Source organism: Eubacterium limosum (genome assembly GCF_000807675.2).
GTDB lineage: Bacteria > Bacillota > Clostridia > Eubacteriales > Eubacteriaceae > Eubacterium > Eubacterium limosum.
The window spans coordinates 4,213,620-4,236,223 of record NZ_CP019962.1; the positions used below are offsets into that span (position 1 = coordinate 4,213,620).

The 22,604-nt window shown below is 50.9% G+C and carries 15 protein-coding genes and 1 other annotated feature; of the genes, 2 read left to right on the plus strand and 13 right to left on the minus strand.

Annotation, left to right across the window (positions count from 1 at the left end; all coding sequences use genetic code 11):
- Nucleotides 1-103 precede the first annotated feature (103 nt).
- The 11 genes from B2M23_RS19855 to hflX all read right to left on the minus strand — a co-directional run bounded on the left by B2M23_RS19855 (nt 104) and on the right by hflX (nt 15,748).
- Nucleotides 104-2,581 carry an ATP-binding cassette domain-containing protein gene (locus B2M23_RS19855; RefSeq protein WP_038351322.1) on the minus strand — a complete coding sequence of 826 codons (2,478 nt, stop codon included), beginning with the start codon at nt 2,579-2,581 and terminating at the stop codon, nt 104-106.
- A gap of 136 nt (nt 2,582-2,717) precedes the next feature.
- Entirely contained in the window at nt 2,718-3,236 is a 519-nt protein-coding gene (msrA, locus tag B2M23_RS19860) for a peptide-methionine (S)-S-oxide reductase MsrA (protein ID WP_341455951.1), read from the minus strand.
- A gap of 96 nt (nt 3,237-3,332) precedes the next feature.
- Nucleotides 3,333-4,268, minus strand: a complete 936-nt coding sequence (gene miaA / locus B2M23_RS19865) for a tRNA (adenosine(37)-N6)-dimethylallyltransferase MiaA (protein WP_038351320.1) — start codon at nt 4,266-4,268, stop codon at nt 3,333-3,335.
- A complete protein-coding gene (mutL, locus tag B2M23_RS19870) occupies nt 4,269-6,218 on the minus strand; it encodes a DNA mismatch repair endonuclease MutL (protein ID WP_038351319.1) in 1,950 nt (649 codons plus the stop codon).
- Nucleotides 6,219-6,242: 24 nt separating this feature from the next.
- Nucleotides 6,243-8,861, minus strand: a complete 2,619-nt coding sequence (mutS, locus tag B2M23_RS19875; protein ID WP_423240882.1) for a DNA mismatch repair protein MutS — start codon at nt 8,859-8,861, stop codon at nt 6,243-6,245.
- A gap of 147 nt (nt 8,862-9,008) precedes the next feature.
- The gene (gene miaB, locus B2M23_RS19880) at nt 9,009-10,328 is read right to left on the minus strand and encodes a tRNA (N6-isopentenyl adenosine(37)-C2)-methylthiotransferase MiaB (protein WP_038351317.1); all 1,320 of its coding nucleotides are present in this window, start codon (nt 10,326-10,328) and stop codon (nt 9,009-9,011) included.
- Between the two features lie 8 nt (nt 10,329-10,336).
- The gene (locus B2M23_RS19885; RefSeq protein WP_038351316.1) at nt 10,337-11,833 is read right to left on the minus strand and encodes a bifunctional ADP-dependent NAD(P)H-hydrate dehydratase/NAD(P)H-hydrate epimerase; all 1,497 of its coding nucleotides are present in this window, start codon (nt 11,831-11,833) and stop codon (nt 10,337-10,339) included.
- Between the two features lie 194 nt (nt 11,834-12,027).
- Complete coding sequence (locus tag B2M23_RS19890; protein ID WP_013380963.1) at nt 12,028-12,399, minus strand: hypothetical protein; 372 nt, start codon at nt 12,397-12,399, stop codon at nt 12,028-12,030.
- 30 nt (nt 12,400-12,429) lie between these two features.
- On the minus strand, nt 12,430-13,155 hold the full coding sequence (locus tag B2M23_RS19895; protein ID WP_038351315.1) for a YebC/PmpR family DNA-binding transcriptional regulator: 726 nt from the start codon (nt 13,153-13,155) through the stop codon (nt 12,430-12,432).
- 127 nt (nt 13,156-13,282) lie between these two features.
- Nucleotides 13,283-13,924, minus strand: coding sequence for a YigZ family protein (locus B2M23_RS19900; RefSeq protein WP_052237106.1), 642 nt, complete (start codon nt 13,922-13,924; stop codon nt 13,283-13,285).
- 12 nt (nt 13,925-13,936) lie between these two features.
- Entirely contained in the window at nt 13,937-15,748 is a 1,812-nt protein-coding gene (gene hflX, locus B2M23_RS19905) for a GTPase HflX (protein WP_038351314.1), read from the minus strand.
- A 213-nt stretch (nt 15,749-15,961) separates the two neighbouring features.
- Between hflX and B2M23_RS19910 the strand changes: the two genes are divergently transcribed.
- Complete coding sequence (locus B2M23_RS19910) at nt 15,962-18,784, plus strand: transglycosylase domain-containing protein (protein WP_052237105.1); 2,823 nt, start codon at nt 15,962-15,964, stop codon at nt 18,782-18,784.
- 311 nt (nt 18,785-19,095) lie between these two features.
- Here the strand turns inward: B2M23_RS19910 and B2M23_RS19915 are convergent, their stop codons facing one another.
- On the minus strand, nt 19,096-19,701 hold the full coding sequence (locus B2M23_RS19915) for a DUF2284 domain-containing protein (protein ID WP_052237104.1): 606 nt from the start codon (nt 19,699-19,701) through the stop codon (nt 19,096-19,098).
- Nucleotides 19,702-19,855: 154 nt separating this feature from the next.
- Complete coding sequence (locus B2M23_RS19920; protein WP_038351313.1) at nt 19,856-21,394, minus strand: sodium:solute symporter family protein; 1,539 nt, start codon at nt 21,392-21,394, stop codon at nt 19,856-19,858.
- Nucleotides 21,395-21,504: 110 nt separating this feature from the next.
- Nucleotides 21,505-21,763, minus strand: a binding site (T-box leader).
- A 140-nt stretch (nt 21,764-21,903) separates the two neighbouring features.
- On the opposite strand from B2M23_RS19920, the gene B2M23_RS19925 reads away from it, so the two are divergent.
- A complete protein-coding gene (locus tag B2M23_RS19925; protein WP_038351312.1) occupies nt 21,904-22,599 on the plus strand; it encodes a HesA/MoeB/ThiF family protein in 696 nt (231 codons plus the stop codon).
- Nucleotides 22,600-22,604 lie beyond the last annotated feature (5 nt).

Here is a 22,604-nt window from a genome sequence, read left to right on the forward strand (position 1 = left end):
CGTCATTTTTACGTTATTTTTATGCAATCTTTATATGATTTTTCATTTTCTTTATACTATCTTAACATAAAATAAAAAATAAACAAGGTATTGACAGAAAATGTCAGCAATCGGTAAAAGACTGGCTTCCAGGGCAAAGAAAAGCCCCCGTGACAGTGTTTCCGCTCTTTATAATCTGAGCAGGCGTCCCCTCAAAAATAACCTTTCCTCCTCTGTCGCCGCCTTCGGGACCCAGATCGATAATCCAGTCAGCCTGCCTTATAAGCTGGGCGTTATGCTCCACAACAATGACGGTACCGCCATTGTCCACCATATGGTTTAAAAGCACAAGGAAATGCTCTATATCAAGGGGATGAAGCCCTGTGGTCGGTTCATCAATCAGATACAGGCTGCGTTTTCCCCGATTTTGCATGAGCTCTCTGGCCAGCTTTAAACGCTGCCCCTCACCACCTGAAAGGGTGGTGAGCGTCTGCCCAAGCTCCAGATAGCCTAAGCCCACATCCTGCAGCAGCCCTAAGATCCGCTCCAGCTTTTTGTTCTCTCCAAAGGTCTCCAGTGCTTTCTCGACTGGCTGTTTTAAAATCTCATGAATGGAACAGCCTTTGAACCTGACGCTCAACACTTCTTCATTAAACTGCCTGCCGCCGCAAACCGGGCAGACTGTCTCAACATTCTCAAAGAAAAGCATATTGCTGACAATACGGCCCAGCCCTTCGCAGTTTTCACACCGGCCGCCCCTGCTGTTAAAGGAGAAGTGCTTTGCGGTCAATCCCCTCCTCTTGGCCGCCTCCAGGTTTCCAAAAATTTTTCGGATTTCGTCATAAGCGCCGGAATAGGTGGCCACATTCGAGCGTTTCATCCGGGCGATGGCGGATTGCTCAACCTTGATAACTGTATCAAATTTTTCAAGGCCAGAGACCTGTCCGGTACCTCCGGCCCCCTTTTCAGCCAGGATATCAAACACCAGCGTAGACTTTCCAGAACCTGAAACACCGGTAACAGCGGTCAGTGTGTTGATGGGAAAACATACATCAATACCTTTTATATTGTGCAGTCTTGCGTCCTGCACCATCATCTTCTCCGTAAAGCTTCTGGGGCTCCGGTTGATTTCAGGGCTTTCATTTTTCAGATACTGTCCGGTTACCGAGGAGGGCTGATTTCGGATTTCCGCCAGGGTTCCCTGACCCACGATCATTCCGCCGTGCATGCCTGCCCCGGGGCCCATATCAATGATATGATCCGCTGCTGCTATCACATCAGGATCATGCTCAATGACAATGACTGTATTGCCCTGATCCCTCAGAGCCTGCAAAACGCGGATGATCCCCTCGGTATCCTTTGCGTGCAGTCCGACGGTGGGCTCGTCCAAAATATAGATAATGCCAGTAATTTCGGCATCCAGAGCCGCGGCAAGCTTAATCCGCTGTGCCTCTCCGCCGGACAGTGTCATGGCCTGTCGGTCCAGGGTTAAATAGCCAAGCCCCACATTGATGATCCGGCGCAGCTTTGTTTTCAGATCTAACAGATAGGGCGCTGTCATCCTGCCCTTTTCGCCCTCCAAACTGCTTTCCAACGCGGTAATCCAGCTATTGAGTGACTCCAGAGAAAGGACAGAAAGCTCCGGCAGCCGCGTCTCATTGACGGTTACGCTCCGGCTCAGCGTATTTAGCCGCTCACCGCCGCATTCCGGGCAGATCCGGGTATTGAAGTATTTCTCGTTTTTCTCTGACAGCGCGCCTTTTTCAGAAACCCGCCGCCATAAAATGGGATAGACACCCTCAAAACGCCCCTCAGCCACTGTTTTCGGCGGTGTAATATCGGGAAATCTTTCTTTGAGCATTTTATCCTCAACGCCATTGAGCAACAGATTTTTTTGCAGCTCTGTGAAAGCGCAAACCGGTGTGTCCCTGCCTGGTACAGGCATGCCATAATGGGCACAGGCCTGATTAAAAACACTGATTTGATACGCCTTATATCGCTTTTCCCAAAAATCCACCGCGCCCTTTTCCAGTGAAAGTGTTTCATGAACAACCTCAGCGCTGTTTATTTCGAGGCTTGTGCCAAGGCCCTGGCACGTCTCACAGGCGCCTTCCGCTGTATTGTGTGAAAAATGCGAACGGGTGAGCTTCTCCATCTTATGACCACAACATCCACAGTACATGTATACCGTAAAGCCATCTGCCTTTTTGACAAGCTCCTCCCTGCAATCCGCGGAGCAGATGCGCCGGCCGCAGGCCGGACATTTCCGGATACTCAGCTTTTCGTAGACCATGCGCAGGTCGGTATAAATATCCGTCAGCGTACCGACCGTTGACCGGGGGTTTTTATGATAATCCTCCTGGGATATCTGTATGGCCGGCGAGGTATGGTAAACCGAATCTACCTCTGGCTTGGTGATCCCCTGATAGCTCATGGCCTCCAGATACTGGCGCTGACATTCCTGATAAAGAACATCCATCGCCAGAGTCGATTTGCCCGAACCGGACAGGCCGGTTAAAACAACAAGCTGGTTTCTTGGAATGCGCACTGTAATATTTTTTAAATTCCCCTCGCGGGCACCGTTTATAAGAATATCTTTCAAATCCCCCACCTCACTTATGTAGAATGTTCATATTATATCATTTCTGAAAGGCTGCCACTACTATTTAAATTTCCAAAAAAGACTGGCACTAAAAAAAGACAGTGAGGACCAGGTCCTCACTGTCTTTCTGTATTTTTCAGGAAGCCCGAAGCTCCCGATCTTGTGAATATCCCATTTTCCATTCTGGAATATGGCAGTAGCCTCCGGGATTTTTATCCAGATATTTCTGGTGGTATTCCTCGGCGTCATAAAAGTTTTTGAGTGGTTTGATTTCTGTCGCGAGGGGCTTGCGGCCTCCGAGTCTGCGGAAGGTCATGGTTGTCACATGCTCAATAACAGGTAAATCCTCTGAATCGGTATAATAGATGCCGCTGCGGTATTGTGAGCCCACATCAGGACCCTGTCGGTTAACACTGGTGGGATCTATGACATTGTAAAAAGCAATCAGCAAAGCCTCTAGGCTGATAACGCCAGGGTCATAGACGACCTTCACGGTTTCCGCAAAGCCAGTACGGCCAGTGCAGACCTCTTTATATGTAGGTTTTTCCTTGCTGCCGTTGGCATAGCCGACACGGGTTTCCACCACGCCGGTAATATTTTCCATGAATTTTTCCAGGCTCCAGAAGCATCCGCCGGCCAGATATATTGTTCTCAGTTTTTTCATCACTGTTCACTCCTTTCATCATTGTATCATTTCATATACCCTGAGTTAAGGATATCAAACATTCCTTAAAAATAAGCGAACTGTGTTTTAATGTGCTGAAAAATAAACGCTCATGTCCTCTGCCATATCCGCCTTTGTGTCGTAATTTTCCACCTCAAACCAGCGGATACGCTGATCCTTTCTAAACCACGTCAGCTGGCGTTTGGCAAAGTGGCGGGTATCCCGTTTCAGGACATACAGAGCTTCATCAAGGGACATTTCTCCCTTAAGATAAGGAAAAATCTCTTTATAGCCAATGGCTTTCATGGAAAGAAGGTCCTCGGTATAGCCCTGGTCTAAAAGGGATCTCACCTCGCCTACCAGCCCATCTCTCACCATGATGTCGATCCGGCGGTTGATGCGCTCGTAGAGCAGCGGACGTTCCATGGATATTCCCATCAATACATAATCGTAGGGCAGTTCCTCTTTGGCAGCCTCCATGTCCAGACAGGATTTAGGTTTTCCGGTTACCTCGTAAATTTCATAGGCGCGGATCATGCGCTTGACATTGTTGGGGTGCAGGGCCGCTGCTGTGACGGGATCGACAGCTTTCAGGCGTTCATAAAACGCCTCCCTGCCCATCTCCTCTACCTCCCGGGCCAGACGCTCCCGCACCTTTTCATCTGTATCTTTTTCGCGAAAACCCCAGGGCAGCGTAAGCCCATTGATGTATAGTCCTGTTCCTCCTGCCACGATCGGCTGTCTGCCGCGGATTAAAATGTCTTCGATTTTCCCGAGGGCTTCCTCTTTAAACCGCGCGACACTGTATTCCTCATCCGGGTCCACACAGTCGATGAGATGATGTGGAATACCCTGCATTTCCCCCTGGGTAGGTTTAGCGGTACCAATGGTCATCTGACGGTAAATCTGCATCGAATCCGCAGAGATGATTTCACCGTCAAGCTTTTTGGCCAGCTCAACAGCTGTGTCTGTTTTTCCGCAGGCGGTGGGTCCCACCAGCACGGCAATCTTTGGTTTTGTCATTTACACCACCCGTTTAAATAATTTTTTAAGCTCATATTCACGCAGCTTCAGGATAATCGGCCGGCCATGGGGGCAGGTATAAGGATTATCCAGACGGCTCATTCCGTCAAGCAGCGTTTCAATCTCTTCCCGCGACAGCTCCTGATGCCCTTTCACAGCCCCTTTGCAGGACATGGTAATAATGCGCTCAATAAGATTTCTGGGGTCCGAAACGTCCTCATAGACCCGGCCCTCAATGAAGGCCTTTAAAAGTGATACATCCTGGGGTTCTCCCAAAATAATGGGTACACTGCGGACCATGAGTGTATTTTCGCCAAAAAGGTCACAGTCAAAGCCATAGCGCATGAGCTCAGGCTGCAGCTCATCAAAATGGTCAGCCTCACGCACGGAGATCTCCACAGGCTGGGGGACCATGAGGCTCTGGGCCGGAAAATCGGATTTCTGGTCAAAGCGCTCCTTCAGTTCCTGGTATAAAAAGGCCTCATGGGCTGCATGCTGGTCAAGCATGATAATCTCATCGCCCTTTTCAAGCAAAATATAGGTCGAGAAAAGCTGACCGATAATTTTTGCGTTTTTGAAATCCGGCCCCTTTCGGCGCGGGTATTCTGGCGCAGGCTCGGCAACCCTTGGCATCTCTTCCGCTATGGGCCGGGCCTCGGTAAACACCGGGCGCGGCTCAGGAGCGTCAGGCTCAGGGATATGCGCTTCCATTTTTTCAGCCGCCGGCACTTTCTGCCGATGCGCCTCAGTTTCCGCCTTCACGGCTTCCTGCAGGACTGCTTCGGTTTTGGACAGCTGAGGCGCGGGCGGTCGATCTTCCTGTCTCTTGCTTATTTCGTCGACTGGGGTAAAGTTTTTACTCTCTCCCGACAGAAAGCTGACTGGCTCCTCCACAATCTTTGGCCGGGCTGCCTCCTCGGGCACTTCCGGCGCTGCGGTCACCTCGCTCACATCCACCACCAGATTCTGTGCTTTCAGACAATCCCGTATCCCCTGCTTGAACAAAATGGATACCAGACTTTCATTGAGAATCTGGATTTCCGTTTTTGCCGGATGAATATTGACATCCAGCATTCGGCCGGGCAGGTCCATAAACACAATACCGACTGGATGCTTGTGCACCATCATATAACCCTCATATGCGTCCTCAAAGGCCCGCGAAAGACTTTTGTTTTTCACAAAACGGTTATTGATAAAGAAAATCTGCTCTTCTCTGGTAGAACGTGTCAGGGTAAGGTCGCTGATGTAGCCCCTCAAGCGCATGGGAGAATTTTCCACATTCAGCTCCCGAAGGCCTTTAAAAAAATCCCGTCCATACAGGCTCTCGATCACATCCTTCAGATTTCCTGTGCCCAGCGTTTTAAATACCTCACGTCCGTCGCTGACATAGGTAAAGCTTATCTCTGGATGTGAAAGCGAAAGCTTTTCCAAAATATCCCGGATCAGCTTTTCCTCGTTTTTATCCTTTTGCAGATGCTTCTGGCGGGCAGGCGTGTTATAAAAGAGGTCTGTCACCATGATCTCAGTTCCGCGGTCATAAGTGCAGACACGCTGGTTAACGAAAGCCCCGCCCTCAAAAAGGCTTTGGCTGCCGATTTCCTCCTCCGCGGTTTTCGTGGTGATCCGGACCCGCGCAATGGCCGAAATGCTGGAGAGCGCCTCGCCCCTGAAGCCGAGGGTATCAATGCTTTCGAGATCCTCAATCTTTAATATTTTGCTGGTCGCATGGCGTTTAAAGGCCAGAGGCACCTCATTATAGGCAATTCCAACACCATTGTCCGTCACGCAGATGCTGGTTTTTCCGCCCTTCTCCACCGCCACGGAAACGCGGGTGGACTCAGCGTCGATGGCGTTCTCCACCAGCTCCTTAATAACCGATACAGGCCTGACGATGACTTCTCCGGCCGCAATCTTATTGATGGTTTCATTATTGAGCATTTTTATTTTCATGTTTCACCTCTTGGCTGCGCGCCCTTAGTTATCTTTCAGCTTGCTCTGCAGGCCGTAAAGCTGATTCATGGCCTCCATTGGGGTCATCTCGTTGATGGGCAGGTCTTTTATACTGTTGAGCACTGCTTTTTCCTCCTCCGACATGGCAGGAATCCTATCAAAGAAATTTATCTGCGCGCTCTCAAAGGACGGTTTTTCGGCCGCGATCATTCCCTCGCGGTAAGTGTCCTCACCCTGATCCAGGATATTCAAGATTTCCCTGGCGCGGTTTGTAACCGCCGGCGGGAACCCTGCGAGCTTGGCAACCTCGATCCCATAGCTCTGGTCTGCGCTGCCGGGCTTGATCTTTCTTAAAAAGACCACTCCCTCCGGGGTTTCCCTGACGCCGATACTAAAGTTTTTGATGCCAGGCTTCAGATGCTCGAGCTCTGTGAGTTCATGATAGTGTGTGGCAAAAAGCGTTTTGGCCCCGATAATCTGCTCATCCCAGAGGTATTCCACCACCGCCCAGGCAATGCTGATGCCGTCAAAGGTGCTGGTCCCCCGGCCGATTTCATCCAGAATGACCAGACTGTCCCGGGTGGCGTTTTTGAGAATATTGGAGACCTCTGTCATCTCGACCATAAAGGTGCTCTGCCCGGTCGCCAGATCATCAGAGGCTCCGACACGGGTGAAAATACGGTCGACAATGCCGATTTTTCCACTGTCTGCCGGGATAAAGGAACCAATCTGGGCCATAAGGGCAATGACTGCTATCTGGCGGATATAGGTGGATTTTCCGGCCATATTCGGCCCGGTGATCAGCATCATCCGGAGGTCCTTGCCGTCAAAATGGCAGCCGTTGGTCACAAAATGATTGATGCCGATGATCTCCTCGACCACAGGGTGCCGGCCATTTTCAATTTCCAGCTCCGGTCCGTTTGTGATCTCTGGTTTTACATAATTGCCCGCTATTGCAACCTGCGCCAGAGAATACAGGGCATCAATTTCGGCCACGTCTCTGGCCCGTTTCTGAATTCTGGCGATCTGCCCGATGATTTTTTCCCGGACGTCCTGGAAAATCTCATATTCCAGCTGCGCCAGCCGCTCCTCTGAGCCCAGAATCTTGGTTTCCATTTCCTTGAGCTCCGGGGTGAAAAAGCGCTCTGCGTTGGCCAGGGTCTGTTTACGGATATAATCATCGGGGGTCTGGTCCAGATTGGTCTTGGTAATTTCAATGAAATAGCCAAACACACGGTTGTACTTGACCTTCAGTGATTTGATGCCCGTGCGCTGCCGTTCCTTAAGCTCCAGGTCACGAATCCAGTCCTTCCCTTTTTCGCTCGCCTCGCGGTAGCCGTCAATCTCCTCATTGTAGCCGCGTTTGATGACCTTGCCATCCTTTAAGGCAAAGGGCGCGTTGTCGTCAATGCTTGTCTCGATGAGCTCGTAAATATCGGTTAACAAATCGGCCTCTCCGTAGCGCTTTCTGAACACTGGAGCGTCGATGCCAGCGAAAAACGCCTGCAGCAGCGGCAGGGCAGAAACAGACTGCTTAAGCGACAGCATATCCTTGGGGTTACAGGTTCCGAAGGATATTTTCCCACAGATACGCTCAAGGTCATATACCTTTCCCAAAACGCCCTTTAAATCTTTAAGGGCTCCCGGGTGGCGGTACAGCTCCTCCACCATATCCTGCCGGGCTTCAATCGCCTTTTTTTCAAGCAGCGGCGCTTCCAGCCACCGGCGCAGCATTCGTCCGCCCATGGCGGTGACCGTCTTATCCAAAACCCAGAGCAGGCTTCCCTTCTTCTCCCCAGAGCGTATGGTCTCGGTCAGCTCCAGGTTGCGTCTTGTGGACAGGTCCAGAATCATGTATTCATCATTCTTATAGTAGGATACATGGTTAATATGCGTGAGCACCCGCTTCTGGGTCTCGTCAATATAGCGCAGGAGTGCGCCGGCAGCCCGCACGCTGTGCTCCCGCCGCTCCAGATCCAGAGCTGTCAAAGAATAAACGTCAAACTGCTCCTTGAGCCTTGACTCTGAAGCCTTGAACTCAAAATATCTGGCCGGATATAGATTGGTCATAATCCCAAATTTTTCTTCCAGCGTTTTAATGGTCCCGGTGTCCTTAAAAAGCGTGGGATTGACTAAAATCTCTGACGGGCCGATTTTTCCCACCTCATCCATCAGCAGCGCCAGCGTATTTTTTCCTGAAATTTCCGTGACAAAAAAGTCTCCGGTGGAAATATCCAGATAGGCCAGGCCGATGGTGTTTTTTTCCTGGTACAGAGACATCAGATAATTATTCTTTTTTGATTCCAGCAGCTTTCCCTCAGCGATGGTGCCCGGGGAAATCACTCGGATAATCTCACGCTTGACGATCCCCTTTGCCACCGAGGGGTCCTCCATCTGTTCGCAGATGGCTACCTTATAGCCTTTTTCGACCAGTTTGGTAATATAGCTTTCGGCCGCGTGGTAGGGCACCCCGCACATGGGGGCGCGCTCGTCCAGTCCGCAGTCTCTTCCGGTTAAGGCGATCTCAAGCTCCTTCGAAGCCTTTAAGGCATCGTCAAAAAACATTTCATAAAAATCCCCGAGCCGAAAAAATAAAATCGCGTCCTTTACCTTCTCGTGGGTTTCCAAATACTGCTGCATCATTGGTGTCAGGCCCAAATGATCACCCCTTTCTAAATTAATTGAAAATGGAAAATGAAAAACGGAAAATTAATGTCCACATCTGCTTTACGGATTTGATCAAACGCGGCCAATGGCCGCATTTTATTCAATTTTCAATTCTCCATTGTATTAAATTTCTACTCCTGTCAGACTAAAACTGCCCACCTTTGTAATTTTGACGTTCACAATCTGGCCAATATGGTCAAAACTGCCCTCAAAATTGACCAGCTTACCGGTTTCGGTACGGCCGCTGAGACGGTCCGTATTATTTTTGCTGGGTTCTTCCACCAGTACGGGAAGCACTCTGCCCTCATACTTACTGTTCAGGCCAAAGCTGATATCGCGCAGGACGTCCAGCAGGCGGTTTAGCCGGTCATGTTTGATTTCATCCGGAATCTGGTTCTCCATGGTAGCGGCCGGGGTGCCGGTTCTTATGGAATAGATGAAAGAAAAGGCGGAGTCAAATTTACAGGCCCGCATCACCTCCAGTGTATCCTGAAAATCCTCCTCGGTTTCTCCCGGAAAGCCCACGATAATATCGGTTGTGATGGCCACATCTGGTATTCTGCTCCGTACCCTGTCCACCAGATCAATGATCTGTTCCTTGGTATAGCGGCGGTTCATGGCCTTTAATACCCGGGTGCTCCCGGACTGGATGGCCAGATGAATCGCCGGGCAGACTTTGTCACACTGGGCGATGGCCTCAATGACCTCGTCGGTCAGATCCTTTGGATGCGAGGTCATAAAACGGATGCGCTTAATTTTCTCGATTTGGTTCAAATCCCTGAGCAGGTCGGCAAAATGGTACCCTGTTTTCAGGTCGTTACCGTAAGAGTTTACATTCTGCCCTAAAAGCGTGACCTCAAGACCACCCTCGTCGGCCAGGCGGGTCACCTCTTCAATGATCTTTTCCGGCTGGCGGCTGACCTCACGGCCTCTGGTATAAGGAACGATACAGTAGGTGCAGAAATTATTGCACCCGTTCATAATGGTCACAAAGCTTTTAAAAGGGTATTTCCGGTCCACTGGCAGATCCTCAATAATCTCACTGCTGTCATCCCATATTTCAAAAATCCGCTCGCCTCTTTGCAGATAATTTCCCAGCATCTGCGGAAACTGGTGAATATTGTGTGTCCCGAAAACCAGATCGACCTGGGGATATTTTTCTTTTATTTTTTTAACGATCTCAGGCTGCTGCATCATACAGCCGCACACTGCCAGCACAAGATCGGGATTTACTTTTTTAACGGATTTAAAGGTGCCCAGATTTCCAAACACGCGCACATCCGCGTTTTCACGCACACTGCAGGTGTTCAGGATAACGACTCCTGCCTTATGGACATCTTCCTCGGGCGTATAACCCATATTTTTCAGCAGGCCAGAAATCTTTTCAGAATCATTTTCGTTCATCTGGCAGCCAAAAGTCATTATTTTATATGTCTTATTCATTAACCCTCCTAATTGAGTACATATTTAAACGAATCAATGATATTTCTCGCTGTCAGGGTGCTTTCACCATAACGTTCAGCGTAGTAATCGCCAGCGGCGCCGTGATAAAAAACGCCAGCCTTCGCCGCCTCAAGCAGGTCCACGCTCTGTCCCGCAAAGCCTGCGATCATCCCGGCCAGCACATCGCCGGAACCGGCGGTCGCCATTCCCGGGTTGCTGGTTGAATTAAAAAAGACCTCGCCCTCTGGGCTGAATATCATGGATCTGTAGCCCTTAAGCACCAGCACTACCTGGTATTCCTCTGCAAAACGGCGGCCATAGCCAATGGGATCTTCCAGAATGTCTTCCCGGTCTACGCCGGTAAGCGTCGAGAATTCGCCAAAATGGGGCGTCAGGATAACTGGTGTTTTGGACTCCCTGAGTACGTCCAGATTTCTGGACAGGTGGAAAAGCCCATCGGCGTCGATGACTACCGGGACTGTGGTATTGTACAGCAGGTCGTTTAAAATAATGCTGTAATTCTTTTTACGGCCAATCCCCGGTCCTATGAGCACCACGCGCTTGCGGTCGTGCTCAATATCTTCTCCGGTAATATTACAGTCGTAGGTTTTGATCATAACCTCAACCGGAGAGCGCGCCGCCACCGGCAGATAAACCTCCAGCGGGACATAGCTGGTAACCAGGCCCGCGCCGCTCTTCAGGGCGCCTTCGGTGGCCAAAAGTCCTGCGCCAATCATCCCTTTTGAGCCTGCGATAATCACCACTGAGCCATAATCGTATTTATGGGAATTCTTTTTACGCTTTACCGGACAGAGCAGGTTTTGCTTCTGCACAAAATATTTGTTGTTTTCGATGCAGTTTTCGTCAATTCCGATGTCCACAAGCACCGGCTCGCCCACATAGTCCGGACCATCGTTCAGCAGACAGCCCACCTTATAGTTCTGGATAATAATGGTCTGATCTGCCTCCACGGCAGCATCCAATGTCAGCCCGTTATCCCCCCGCAGGCCGGAAGGAATATCAATGGCGACAATGCGTTTTCCACACGCGTTAACGGCGTTCAACAGCTTCTCATACCATTCTCCCAGCGGGCGGTCCTTAAGTCCTGTTCCAAAAACAGCGTCCACCACCAGATCTGCTCCGGCCAGAGAGGCCTCAAAACCTTCAAGGCCAGCCTCATGCGACAAAAACTGGACGACTGCACGGGTCTCCTGAAGACGGCTGTAGTTGGTCTGGCTGTCCGGAGACATCTTATCCGCCGATTCGGTAAAGAACACCTGAACCGAAAATCCCTTTTCGCTGAGCTGTCGGGCAATGACCTGGCCATCGCCGCCGTTATTGCCTGGACCGCAGATCACACAGATCAGCATATCCTCCTTCAGCGTGCTTTCAATCACCCGGGTACACTCTGTACCGGCTTTTTCCATCAAATCAATTCCACTGATACCGGAAGCAATTGTTTTCTGGTCCATTTGTGCCATTTCCTGTGGCGTTACCACCTTCATTTTAGTCCTCTTTTCTTTATCGATCCTCCGGCCTGTAAGCTGTAAACGCAGTACGCGCAAACGCGTTTTTTTCATAAGGGCCGGGCGTCTTTATATCTTAAGATGATTAGATTATATCAGACTTTAACGTCTTGTAAAGCATAAAAAAGTAAGAACCGGTGAAAGTCCTTACTTCTCTTAAACAACCTTTATTTTTACTCGTTCTCTGCCGGGGTCGGCGTCGGATTTTCCTCTGGGGTGGCCTCCGGCGTCGCTGCTGTAGTCGGCTCAGGCGTTACCGTCGGCTCTGCTGTCGGCTGTGCTTTCTGTGTGGTCGTGCTCGAATTGTTTTTTTCCTTCACTTCTTCCACAAAGGTTGACTGGCCTATACTGGCCGCATATACTTCCTTCACACCTTCCGGTGTCATGACAATACGGTCTGCATAATTATAAACATCCTCCACAATAAAGGATGAGGTTAAAAAGACCATGACGAAAGCAATGATGATAAAGACCAGAAAGTCCTTACCCTTTCCCTGTTTCTTAACCTTTGGCTCTTTTACCGGCTTTTTTTTCTTTTTACTCATCTGGGTACCTCCAAATCGGCCCGCGGGTATTTATTCTTCGTTCCAGTTGTGCCATACTTCCTGGATATCATCGTTATCGTCAAACATATCCAGCATTTTTTCCATTTTTTTAGCGTCCTCTTCGCTTAATGAGGTTTCGGTAGATGGGATCATGGCAACCTCGCCGGATAACACCTCGATGCCGTTATCTCTCAAGGCGTCCATAACCGCCGCGAAATCCTCTGGGGTGGTGGAGATTTCGTAACCTTCATCTGAAGTTTCCATATCCTCCGCACCTGCGTCCAGGGCAACCATCATCAGTTCATCCTCGTCGATGGCGTCGCTCTTTTCGATCATGATACGGCCTTTTTTGGTAAACATAAAGCTTACACAGCCGCTGGTTCCAAGGTTTCCGCCGTTTTTATCAAAAGCGTGGCGCACATCGCCCGCGGTTCTGTTTTTATTGTCAGTCAGACACTGCACAATAACCGCAACACCTGATGGGCCGTAGCCTTCATAGGTAATTTCTTCATACACAGCGCCCTGAAGCTCACCGGCACCCTTTTTAATGGCGCGGTCAATGTTATCATTCGGCATGTTGGCAGCCTTTGCCTTTGCCACGGCGTCGCGCAGTTTCGCGTTCATTTCAGGGTCTGATCCGCCTTCACGCGCAGCGACAGCGATGTATTTTGCCATTTTAGTAAAAACCTTACCCTTGGCAGCATCCTGTTTCCCTTTTCTGTTTTTAATATTGGCCCATTTTGAATGTCCTGACATATTATTCCTCCGTTTAAAGTTCAATCATCACTGCAACAAAGCGCGTTATACGCCTTTACTGCAATGCTTTATATAAATTCTTGTTCCGACTACTAATTGTATCATACACGTTTCGGTTCATCAACGCTTAATTTAAAAAAGGTATGTCCACGTAGCGCTGTTCCACAACCGCGTAATCAAAACGCCCGTTGGTGGTTTCCCGGATCAGCGCCAGGAAACCCTCGGTTTTCTTTACCTCGATTTCAAAGTCCAGACCCACCTTTTCGCCAAAGCTTTCGGCGGCTGGCTTATAGCCTGCGGCGGCCAGTACATTCATCAGTCCGCCGTAGCTCGTATAGTCGATCTCAACTTTAATAATGTCAGAAAACTGCTTCTTGACCACCTCGCACTGGTTCAGAACTTCGGCCGCTGTCCCGCTGTAGGCCCGGATAAGACCGCCAGCGCCCAGCTTGATCCCGCCAAAATAGCGGATGACCAGCACCAGTACATTTTTAACCGCGCGCTTGTTAATGACCTCCAGAATCGGCTTCCCGGCCGTTCCCGAGGGCTCGCCGTCGTCGCTTGCCTTCTGGCGGGCCGGAACCGTGTTCAGAACCCAGGCAGAGCAAACGTGGGTGGCCTTGTAATGCTCTTTTTTTACCCCGGCGAGAATCGTATCCGCCTCAGTTTCATCCTGAATGGGATAAACTCGCCCGATAAAACGGGATTTTTTAATCTCAAGCTCTGTCTCAAAAGGGGTGAGCACTGTCAGATAATCCTGCTGTTCCATTCTATCCTCCTGTTACTCAGCTTCTACTTCATACTTTTCATATTGATGCGCTGGAAAGTCTCCATTGATGGAAACCCGGACCCGTGTGCCGCCCTCGTCGTACCGGGTATCCAGAACCGTACTCTTTTCATGGAGCACGGCCATGGCGCGGCTATCCTCATAAGGAATACAATAGGTCTTTTCAAGCGACATGCCCCTGAGATCACCGTCAATTATTTCTGTCAGCGCCCCGATATGCCATTTCTCCCTTGCGGAAATGCAGATGGCGTCGCCAGCCCGGGCGGCTCTGTTCTCAAAGCGCTCCCGCTCTTCAGGCAACAGCCTGTCCATCTTGTTATAAACCATCAGCACCTTCTTATGGCCTGACCCGATATCCCGCAGCACCTGATTGACCACCTCGATCTGGCTTTTATAATTGGGGTTGGAGGCGTCCACCACATGCAGAAGCAGATCGGCGGTTTCCACCTCTTTCAGGGTCGTTTTAAAAGCCTTGATCAGCTCATGGGGAAGCTTTTCGATAAAGCCTACCGTATCGGACACCAGGTAATCCCCGGCTTCGGGGCGTACCTTTCGGATGGTGGAGTCCAGGGTGATGAACAGCCCATCCTTAATGACCGCGTCGCTTTCTGTGAGCACATTAAACAGCGTGCTCTTGCCCGAGTTGGTATAGCCAATCAGGGAAACGGTACGAATATTGTTTTTCTTGCGTCCCTTGGCATTCAGCTCATTGGTCTGGTTAATTTTGGCGTTTTTGCGCTCCAGCTCGTCGATCTGCCTGCGGATATGGCGTCTGTCCGTTTCCAGCTTCTTTTCACCCGGGCCGCGGGTGCCGATGCCCCCGCCAGTACGGGACAGCACAATCCCCAGTCCCTTCAGATGGCTGAGACGGTACTTCTGCTGGGCCAGCTCCACCTGGAGCTTACCCTCCCGGGTTTTTGCCTGGCGGGCGAAAATATCGAGAATGATGGTGGTGCGGTCAATAGTTTTAACCCCTGTGATGCCCTCAATATTGCCGATCTGGTTGGCGCTGAGCTCATCGTTGGCCACAATCAGGTTAATATCCTTATTCTGGATTATTTTCAGAATTTCCAGAAGCTTTCCCCGGCCAACGTAAAAGACCGGATCGATCTGGGGCCGGTGCTGGGTCACCACCTCTGCCACGTCGCCTTCAGCCGTTTCGACCAGCCGGGCCAGCTCCTCCATGGATTCCTCAAGGTCGATACCGCCGCGGCTGCCGCTCACCTCTACTCCGATGAGAAGCGCGCGCTCCCTCTCGTCCTCAATGTCGAAGCCCGCACTCGGGTCCCGCCGCAGAGCGCGGTTAGCGGCCAGCACATAGTTTTCCAGCGGGAAGCGATTCAGCTGCGCCAGAGACTCACAGATGCCCATGCCGTAGACCACCTGTCCATCTTTGACCACTGGCGCGCCAATACCGAACAGTACGGGCCTGTCTTCCCCCACGCCCACGGCCACCATACATTCCACCGATAAATTATCCGATGCTGAAAAATCCTCCTCTGACAGATGCGGGTTTCCGCCGGGATGGGTATGGATAACCCGGATGCGGTTCAGGCTTTTCCGGTTTTCCTGAACCTTGGAGTGGTCCAGAGGCACCTTGGACGCGTCGCCAATCCCCACATATTCAATTTTGCTTTTGTCGTTGGTCATCACCAGAATTTCCCGTCCCAGGGTCTTCGTGAGCCGGACCAGCACTGCAAGCACGTCCTCATCCAGCAGTACCTGGTTCTCCATGGTGTAGCCAATCAGTTTATTCAGTTCGTCCAGGATGCTCCGGCGCACCCCTTCTGCCTTTACTTCAGTCATAAATACTTCCTTAATATATAGTAATCGCCGCTGCTGCCGCAGACAGTCTGCACAGACAGCGAGTTTATTATAACACGAATGCCTTAAAAAAAGGTCGGTAATTTACTTCATCTATTCTACCCCGGAATTCTCCATTGTCGATTTCATTGCTATTTTTTTCGTTTACAGATATAATAGTACGGTCAGAAACTTAAGTAAGTAGGAGGTTTTATAATGTTAGAAGATAAAACACCCCCTGAAAATGAACCCCAGAATCAACAAAGTTCAAAACCGAAAACACCGCTCCGCAAGGATGCCGCCCCAAACGGCAGAAAAACGGAGAAACCTGTTTCCAAAAGTCCTAAAAAAAAGAAGCGCAGCTGGAATGACCGGACCATTCCCCAAAAGGTCGGCTTGATTTTTATCGTCCTTTTGGTTTTAGCGCTCGCAAGCGGCGGCGCTGCCTTTGGTGTGCTCTATGCCCAGACGCCACCCCTTGACACCGACAACTTTAATTACATCGAAAACGCCCGCATCATGGATGTCAATGGCAATTTCTACCAGGACCTCCAGGGTGCTGAGCGGCGGGAGATCGTCTCCATCGACACCATTCCAGACCATGTGCAGAATGCCTTTGTCGCCATTGAGGACCAGCGTTTCCGCAGCCACCACGGTGTGGATTACAAACGCTTTGGCCGGGCCATAGTCGGCGTGCTTTTTTCGGGCGGGAGCCTGGACGGGCCGGGCGGCAGTACCATTACTCAGCAGCTCATAAAGCTCACGCACCTGACCTCAGAAAAAACCGTCACCCGTAAATTTCAGGAAATGGTGCTGGCCACCAAGCTGGAACGGGTCTATACCAAAGACCAGATTCTGGAGGCCTACCTGAATAAGATTAATCTTTCCCACGCATGGGGCGTTCAGGCCGCTTCTGAAATTTATTTTGGCAAAAGTGTCTCAGACCTGAATGTGGCCCAGGGGGCCATACTGGCCTCCATTGCAAACTCGCCGTCCTATTATGACCCTTATGTCTATACGACCGACGAGCAGGGCAATGAAGTTTTTGCCACTGAGCCAGACGGCCGCTATACCCTGAACCCCAATAACATGGAACGCTCGCTTCTGGTCGTCGATAAGATGCTGGAGCTGGGTTATATTGACCAGGCTCAGTACGACGAGGCCAGCGCGGAGCTTTCCAGTAATCAGGTAGGGCTTATCTATAATGAACCAGACAACACCTACTCCTATTTTACCGACGCCGTCTATGAACAGGTCGTAAATGACCTCCAGACAAAATACCGCTACACCGAAAATGAGGCGACGGATATGCTGCTCGGCGGCGGGCTCACCATCTACGCCACCGTCGACCCAAAGGTCCAGAGCGCCATGGAAGCAGAATCTCTGAACGAGGATCTCTACCCTTCCCAGTCTGGATCGGCAGCGGCGGCCTCTGAGGCTAAGACAGCCGATACAGGCGTGGAAACAAACTATATCCCTGAGGTCGGCATGACCGTCATTGACAACAGTACTGGCAATGTAGCCGGTATTGTGGGCGGCCGGGAAGAAAAGACCAACCTGTCCCTGAACCGGGCCACCCGAAAATTCCAGTCCGGCTCCTCAACCAAGCCCCTGACTGCCTATGGTCCCGGGATTGACACCGGAGCCATCACCCTCGGCACTGTTTTCGCCGATGTGCCAATCGCCTATCAGGGCTGGCGCCCAAACAACTCCAGCGGCACCTTTGAGGGCCTGACAACCGTGCGCGAGGGGATCACCAGCTCGGTGAACACCATTGCCGTCCAGGCCAATGTGGCGACCGGGCTCACCCAGTCTGCTCTCTACGGTACCCGCCTTGGCTTGGATATTGTACAGGACGGCGACGCCAATGACATGACGCCAGCGGCTCTGGCTCTCGGGGGCTATACCCACGGGCAGTCCTCACTGGCTATGGCCAGCGCTTATTCTACCTTCCCAAATATGGGCGTTCACAAAACACCATCTTTCTACACAAAAGTCGTAGACCGAAGCGGAAAAACCCTGCTTGAAAAATCAGACAGCTCCGAGCAGGTCTTTAAGCCCCAGACCGCCTATCTGATGACCGACGCCCTGAAAGGGGTTGTAAACGGCGGAACCACCAATATTTATGTGGACGGCCAGCCTGTGGCCGGAAAAACCGGTACCACCGATGAAAACCGCCACGCGTGGTTCTGCGGCTACACACCCTATTACTCCATGGCGGTATGGTATGGCTATGATGAAAATGTCGTGGAAACCAACGAAGGCACCTATTATCTGAATATCGGTATCTTTGGCGGCAGCAAGCCCGGTCCTGCGTCCATGTTTGAGGCCGTGATGAACGATATTCACGAAAGCCTTGAGCCGTCTGCTTTCCCGGATAACCCCGGCGGCATTGTCACCGCGGCCATTGACCGCGTCTCCGGCAAGCTGGCGACCGATTTATCGGCCAAAGATCCCAGAGGGTCCATGGTATTTAATGAAATGTTTATCGACGGCACCGCCCCTACCGAAAAGGACGACTGCCATACACTGGTTACGCTGGATGTCACCACAAACAGCTACGCGACTCCCTACTGCCCGGCCAGCTCGGTGCAGAGCGTGGTGCGCCTGCAAAAGGTCAACCGGAATTTCCCCCAGGGGATCACGCCGGTAGATTCGGACTACATCGCCTCCTCCGAGGCGTCCGTCATGGTTCCGCCCGAATCCCAGACCTGTCCGGTACACACCACCGCTCCCGGGGTTGAGATCACATTCCTGGTAAATGGCGGCGCTGTTGGGGGCACCCTCAACATGCAGTCTGGAAAATCCATCACGGTTACTGCCAATGGCCCCAACAACCCGGCCACAGTGGTTTCCGCAAGCGGCTCCTCCGCCTCGGTTTCCCAAAACGGCAATCAGATTCAAATTATCGCGGTCAGCCCCGGCGTTACCCAGATTACCGTATCCCAGAAGGTCTCTGTCAACTATCAGCAGGGCAGCCAGGTGAAAACCTACGAAACCACCTACACACGCACGTTAAATATCAGCGTTACAAGCTAAAACGGCTTCGACTGAAAATATCAGACACTTAAAAAAGGGCTTCTCTGCCCTTTTTTAAATGCACAAAAACATGAGAGATGAAGCCTTTTCCCTAAGAAAGAAAAAAGCGTCCTGCGGGAATTATCCTCGCACCTTTATCTTCTTCACCAAAGCTGACGCTTTATCTCTCCAGTGTCCGGCTGTTCCGGTAATGCAGCACAACTTTGGGCCGTTTACCGCAGCGTCTGCACCTTTTTTCTTATCTGGATAAAAGGCGCAGTCTCGCACCGCGCCACTTCTTTGACCGTCAAAAGGGCTTCGCAGCCCTTTTTTTATTTCTTCAAAAGCCCGCCCATCAGTATAAAATAATCGGGCAGCCTCTCTTCAGACATCCACTGTATTTCCTGTTTCAGGTATTTCTTAACCGACAGCCCCACATTGCCGCCTACAGATTCTACTGAATGACGCATTCTTTCCGGTCTCCTACAGGGCTCTCCCAGAGGTCTGCTGCAACCTGCTTCTCCACAGACATCGCAGCTGCCCATCGACAGCGCCACACTGCCCGGATACTGTGTCTCAAGCTTTATGAGCTCAGCCTCGAGAGCGTGGCTCTCTTTTTTAAGGATCTGCCCCGAAATCTTTTTAAAATCTTCTACCGCATATTTCCGCCCAAGCTCCCGGGTATCAAAGACAATTTTCTTGCCGCTCATGTAAAAGCTCCGGTAGCCCAGCCAGAAATCCTGAACCGAAAAATCAAAGGGCGGGCAGGCCCATGTTTTTTCATAGTTTGGACAAGCCTCGCAATAACCCAAAAAGGTGGGAATATCCACGCAGCTTTCCATATATTCGGGAACGGGTACCTCAGCCACGTAGGCCTCCACCCGGTATTCCGGCAGTTCAGCCGTTTCAAAGGTCCTGTCTTTAGCGTTATCGGCCATTGTTTTTCCTCCTGTAATCATTTACCTGTACTCAGTATAGTGACAAAAAGCCCGCTTGTCAAACCTTTTCAGTTTTTTAAAAAACGCATAAGGAACCGCCTCAGACATAAAAAACACCCTCTGCCAAAAGGCAAAGGGTGTCTTAAATACGGTTTTATTCTCCCAGATCTTCCTTAACCGATACAATGACCTTGGTATCGTAGGATGCAAAGGCGTCGTCCACCAGGCGCTTTCTGGGCGCTTTGGTCAGAAGACTGATCACCGGCACAAAGATCAGGCCCATGATCATGGCAAAGGCGCCCGCGTTGATGGGTGACTGCAAAATCGGCGGGAAAGCCGTGCGGAAGAGCATATTGCAGATCATGAGCGCCGTGCTGAAAATAAAGGAAACCCAGACCGCTGCTTTGGTTGTCCGCTTCCAGTACAGGCCGTAAAGGAACGGCGCCAGAAACGCACCGGCTAAGGCACCCCAGGATATGCCCATAAGCTGGGCAATAAAGGTGACCGAGCTCTTGTACTGCACAATGGCAATAATCACTGAAATCAGGATAAAGACCACAATCAGGCAGCGAATCGTAAAGACCTGCTTCTTTTCATCCATGTTCTTAATCAGGTTGTCCTTGATCAGGTCAAGGGCCAGGGTCGAGCTGGACGCCATGACCAGCGAAGACAGTGTGGACATGGACGCCGACAGAACCAGGATCACCACAATCCCAATAAGCAGGGACGGCAGATCCTCCAGCATGGTTGGGATAATAGCGTCATAGCCTCCGGTCGCAATGTCGATCCGGTCAGAGAACAGACGGCCAAAACCGCCTAAAAAGTAGGAACCGCCAGCGACAATAATGGCGAAAAAGGTAGAAATAACCATGCCCTTATTGATGGAGTGCTCATCCTTGATCGCATAGAACTTACCGACCATCTGCGGCAGCCCCCAGGTTCCCAGGGAGGTCAGGATAATAACCCCCAACAGCGACAAGGGGTCTGGGCCAAAGAAGGACGTGAAAGCCCCGGCCTGGCTGGAGACCGCCGGGTCATTGACATGGGACAGGGTATTGAGCGCCTCCATAAAGCCGCCGTTATTGCTGAGAACCACCGCCACTACGGCGATGATCCCAAAGATCATAATGATCCCCTGGATAAAATCATTGATGGCTGTGGCCATATATCCCCCGGCAATCACATAAATCCCTGTCAGCACTGCCATGACGACAATACAGACGGTATAGTCAATATTGAAGGCCATGCCGAAAAGACGGGAGAGCCCGTTATAAAGCGAGGCAGTATAGGGGATTAAAAACACAAAGGTAATGATGGACGCCCCGATTTTCAGCTTATTTGATTCAAAGCGCTTGCCGAAAAATTCCGGCATGGTGGCGGTATCCAGATACTGGGTCATGATACGGGTGCGCCGCCCGAGCACTACCCAGGCCAGCAGCGAGCCTAAAACCGCGTTCCCCAGGCCAATCCAGGTGGACGCGATCCCAAATTTCCAGCCGAACTGTCCGGCATAGCCCACAAAGATAACGGCGGAAAAATAAGAAGTCCCGTAAGAAAAAGCCGTTAACCACGGACCGACGGAGCGGCCTCCCAACACAAACCCATTGACATCGGTGGAATGCTTCCGGCAGTAGAAACCAACGATCACCATACTGGCAAAAAACGCCACGAGTAAAACAATCTTTTCTGTCATTTTAAACCATAATCCTCTCCTTTTAATTTGCGGATAACCCGCTTTACCAAAACGCGACAGAAACATCCGTCGGACAGGAAAATGCCAAATAAAAAAATCCCGTCCTCCAGACAGAGGACGGGAGCTAATATACCCGCGGTACCACCTCAATTTCGCGCCGCTTCACAGCGGACACGCTCACAGGGTACGGCATACATACGCTTATACCCTTGCGCTTTAACGGGCGCTCCCGTTGCAGCCTACTCGGAAAACCCTTTCGGTACACAGCTCACAAAATGTATTCAAAACGCCGTTCTCGCCGCCTCACACCAACCGGCAGCTCTCTGGGAGACTTAAGCATTCCTACTTCTTTCTGGTCACAGCCTTTAACATTGCAGTTTCGATTTTTAAATTCTATCATGTTAAAGTGTGTCTGTCAATCCATCAAAAGTAATTTTATGCAGGAAATCTTGGTTTTTCGTTATAAACCGTGCTATAATGGGCATATCAAGCATTGAGGAGGCCTTCTGATGAACCTTTTTACCAAAAGATACGACCGCAACTTTCCGGCCTTTTCGCCGGATAATTTTGCCATTATCCAGCGCAGCACCGTCAGCGTGGTGGGCTGCGGCGGCCTGGGAGGCTATATTATCGAGGCGCTGGCCCGCATTGGCATCGATGGGCTCATTCTGGTTGACGGCGATATTTTCGATGTCTCCAACCTGAACCGCCAGCTCCTGTGCACCGAGGAAAACATCGGCTGCCCAAAGGCTGAAGCAGCTGCCGCCAGAGTTCATGCCATTAACAGCGGCGTTACCGTCACCGTATACGATGTCTTTCTAAACGAGAGCAACGCTGAGGAATTTATTGCCGACAGCGACGTTGTCATCGACGCTCTGGACAACATCCCGGCGCGCCTCGCGCTCCAAAAAGCCTGTAAAAAGCTGGAAAAGCCTCTGGTACACGGCGCCATTGGCGGCTTCAACGCCCAGGTTACCACCATTTTCCCGGGAGACGATACCCTTTCGCTGCTCTATAAGGTAAAGGAGGGCGACGAAGCCTACAAGCCCCAGAGCGGTGGAAATCCAGCGTTTACGCCCGCTTTGGCCGCCGCGGTGGAGGTCAGTGAGGCCCTGAAAATTCTAACCGGAAAAGGGGAAATCCTGCGCAAAAAACTGCTGTACATCGATCTGCTCGACAACGAATTCACAACCTTTGAACTTTAAGGAGG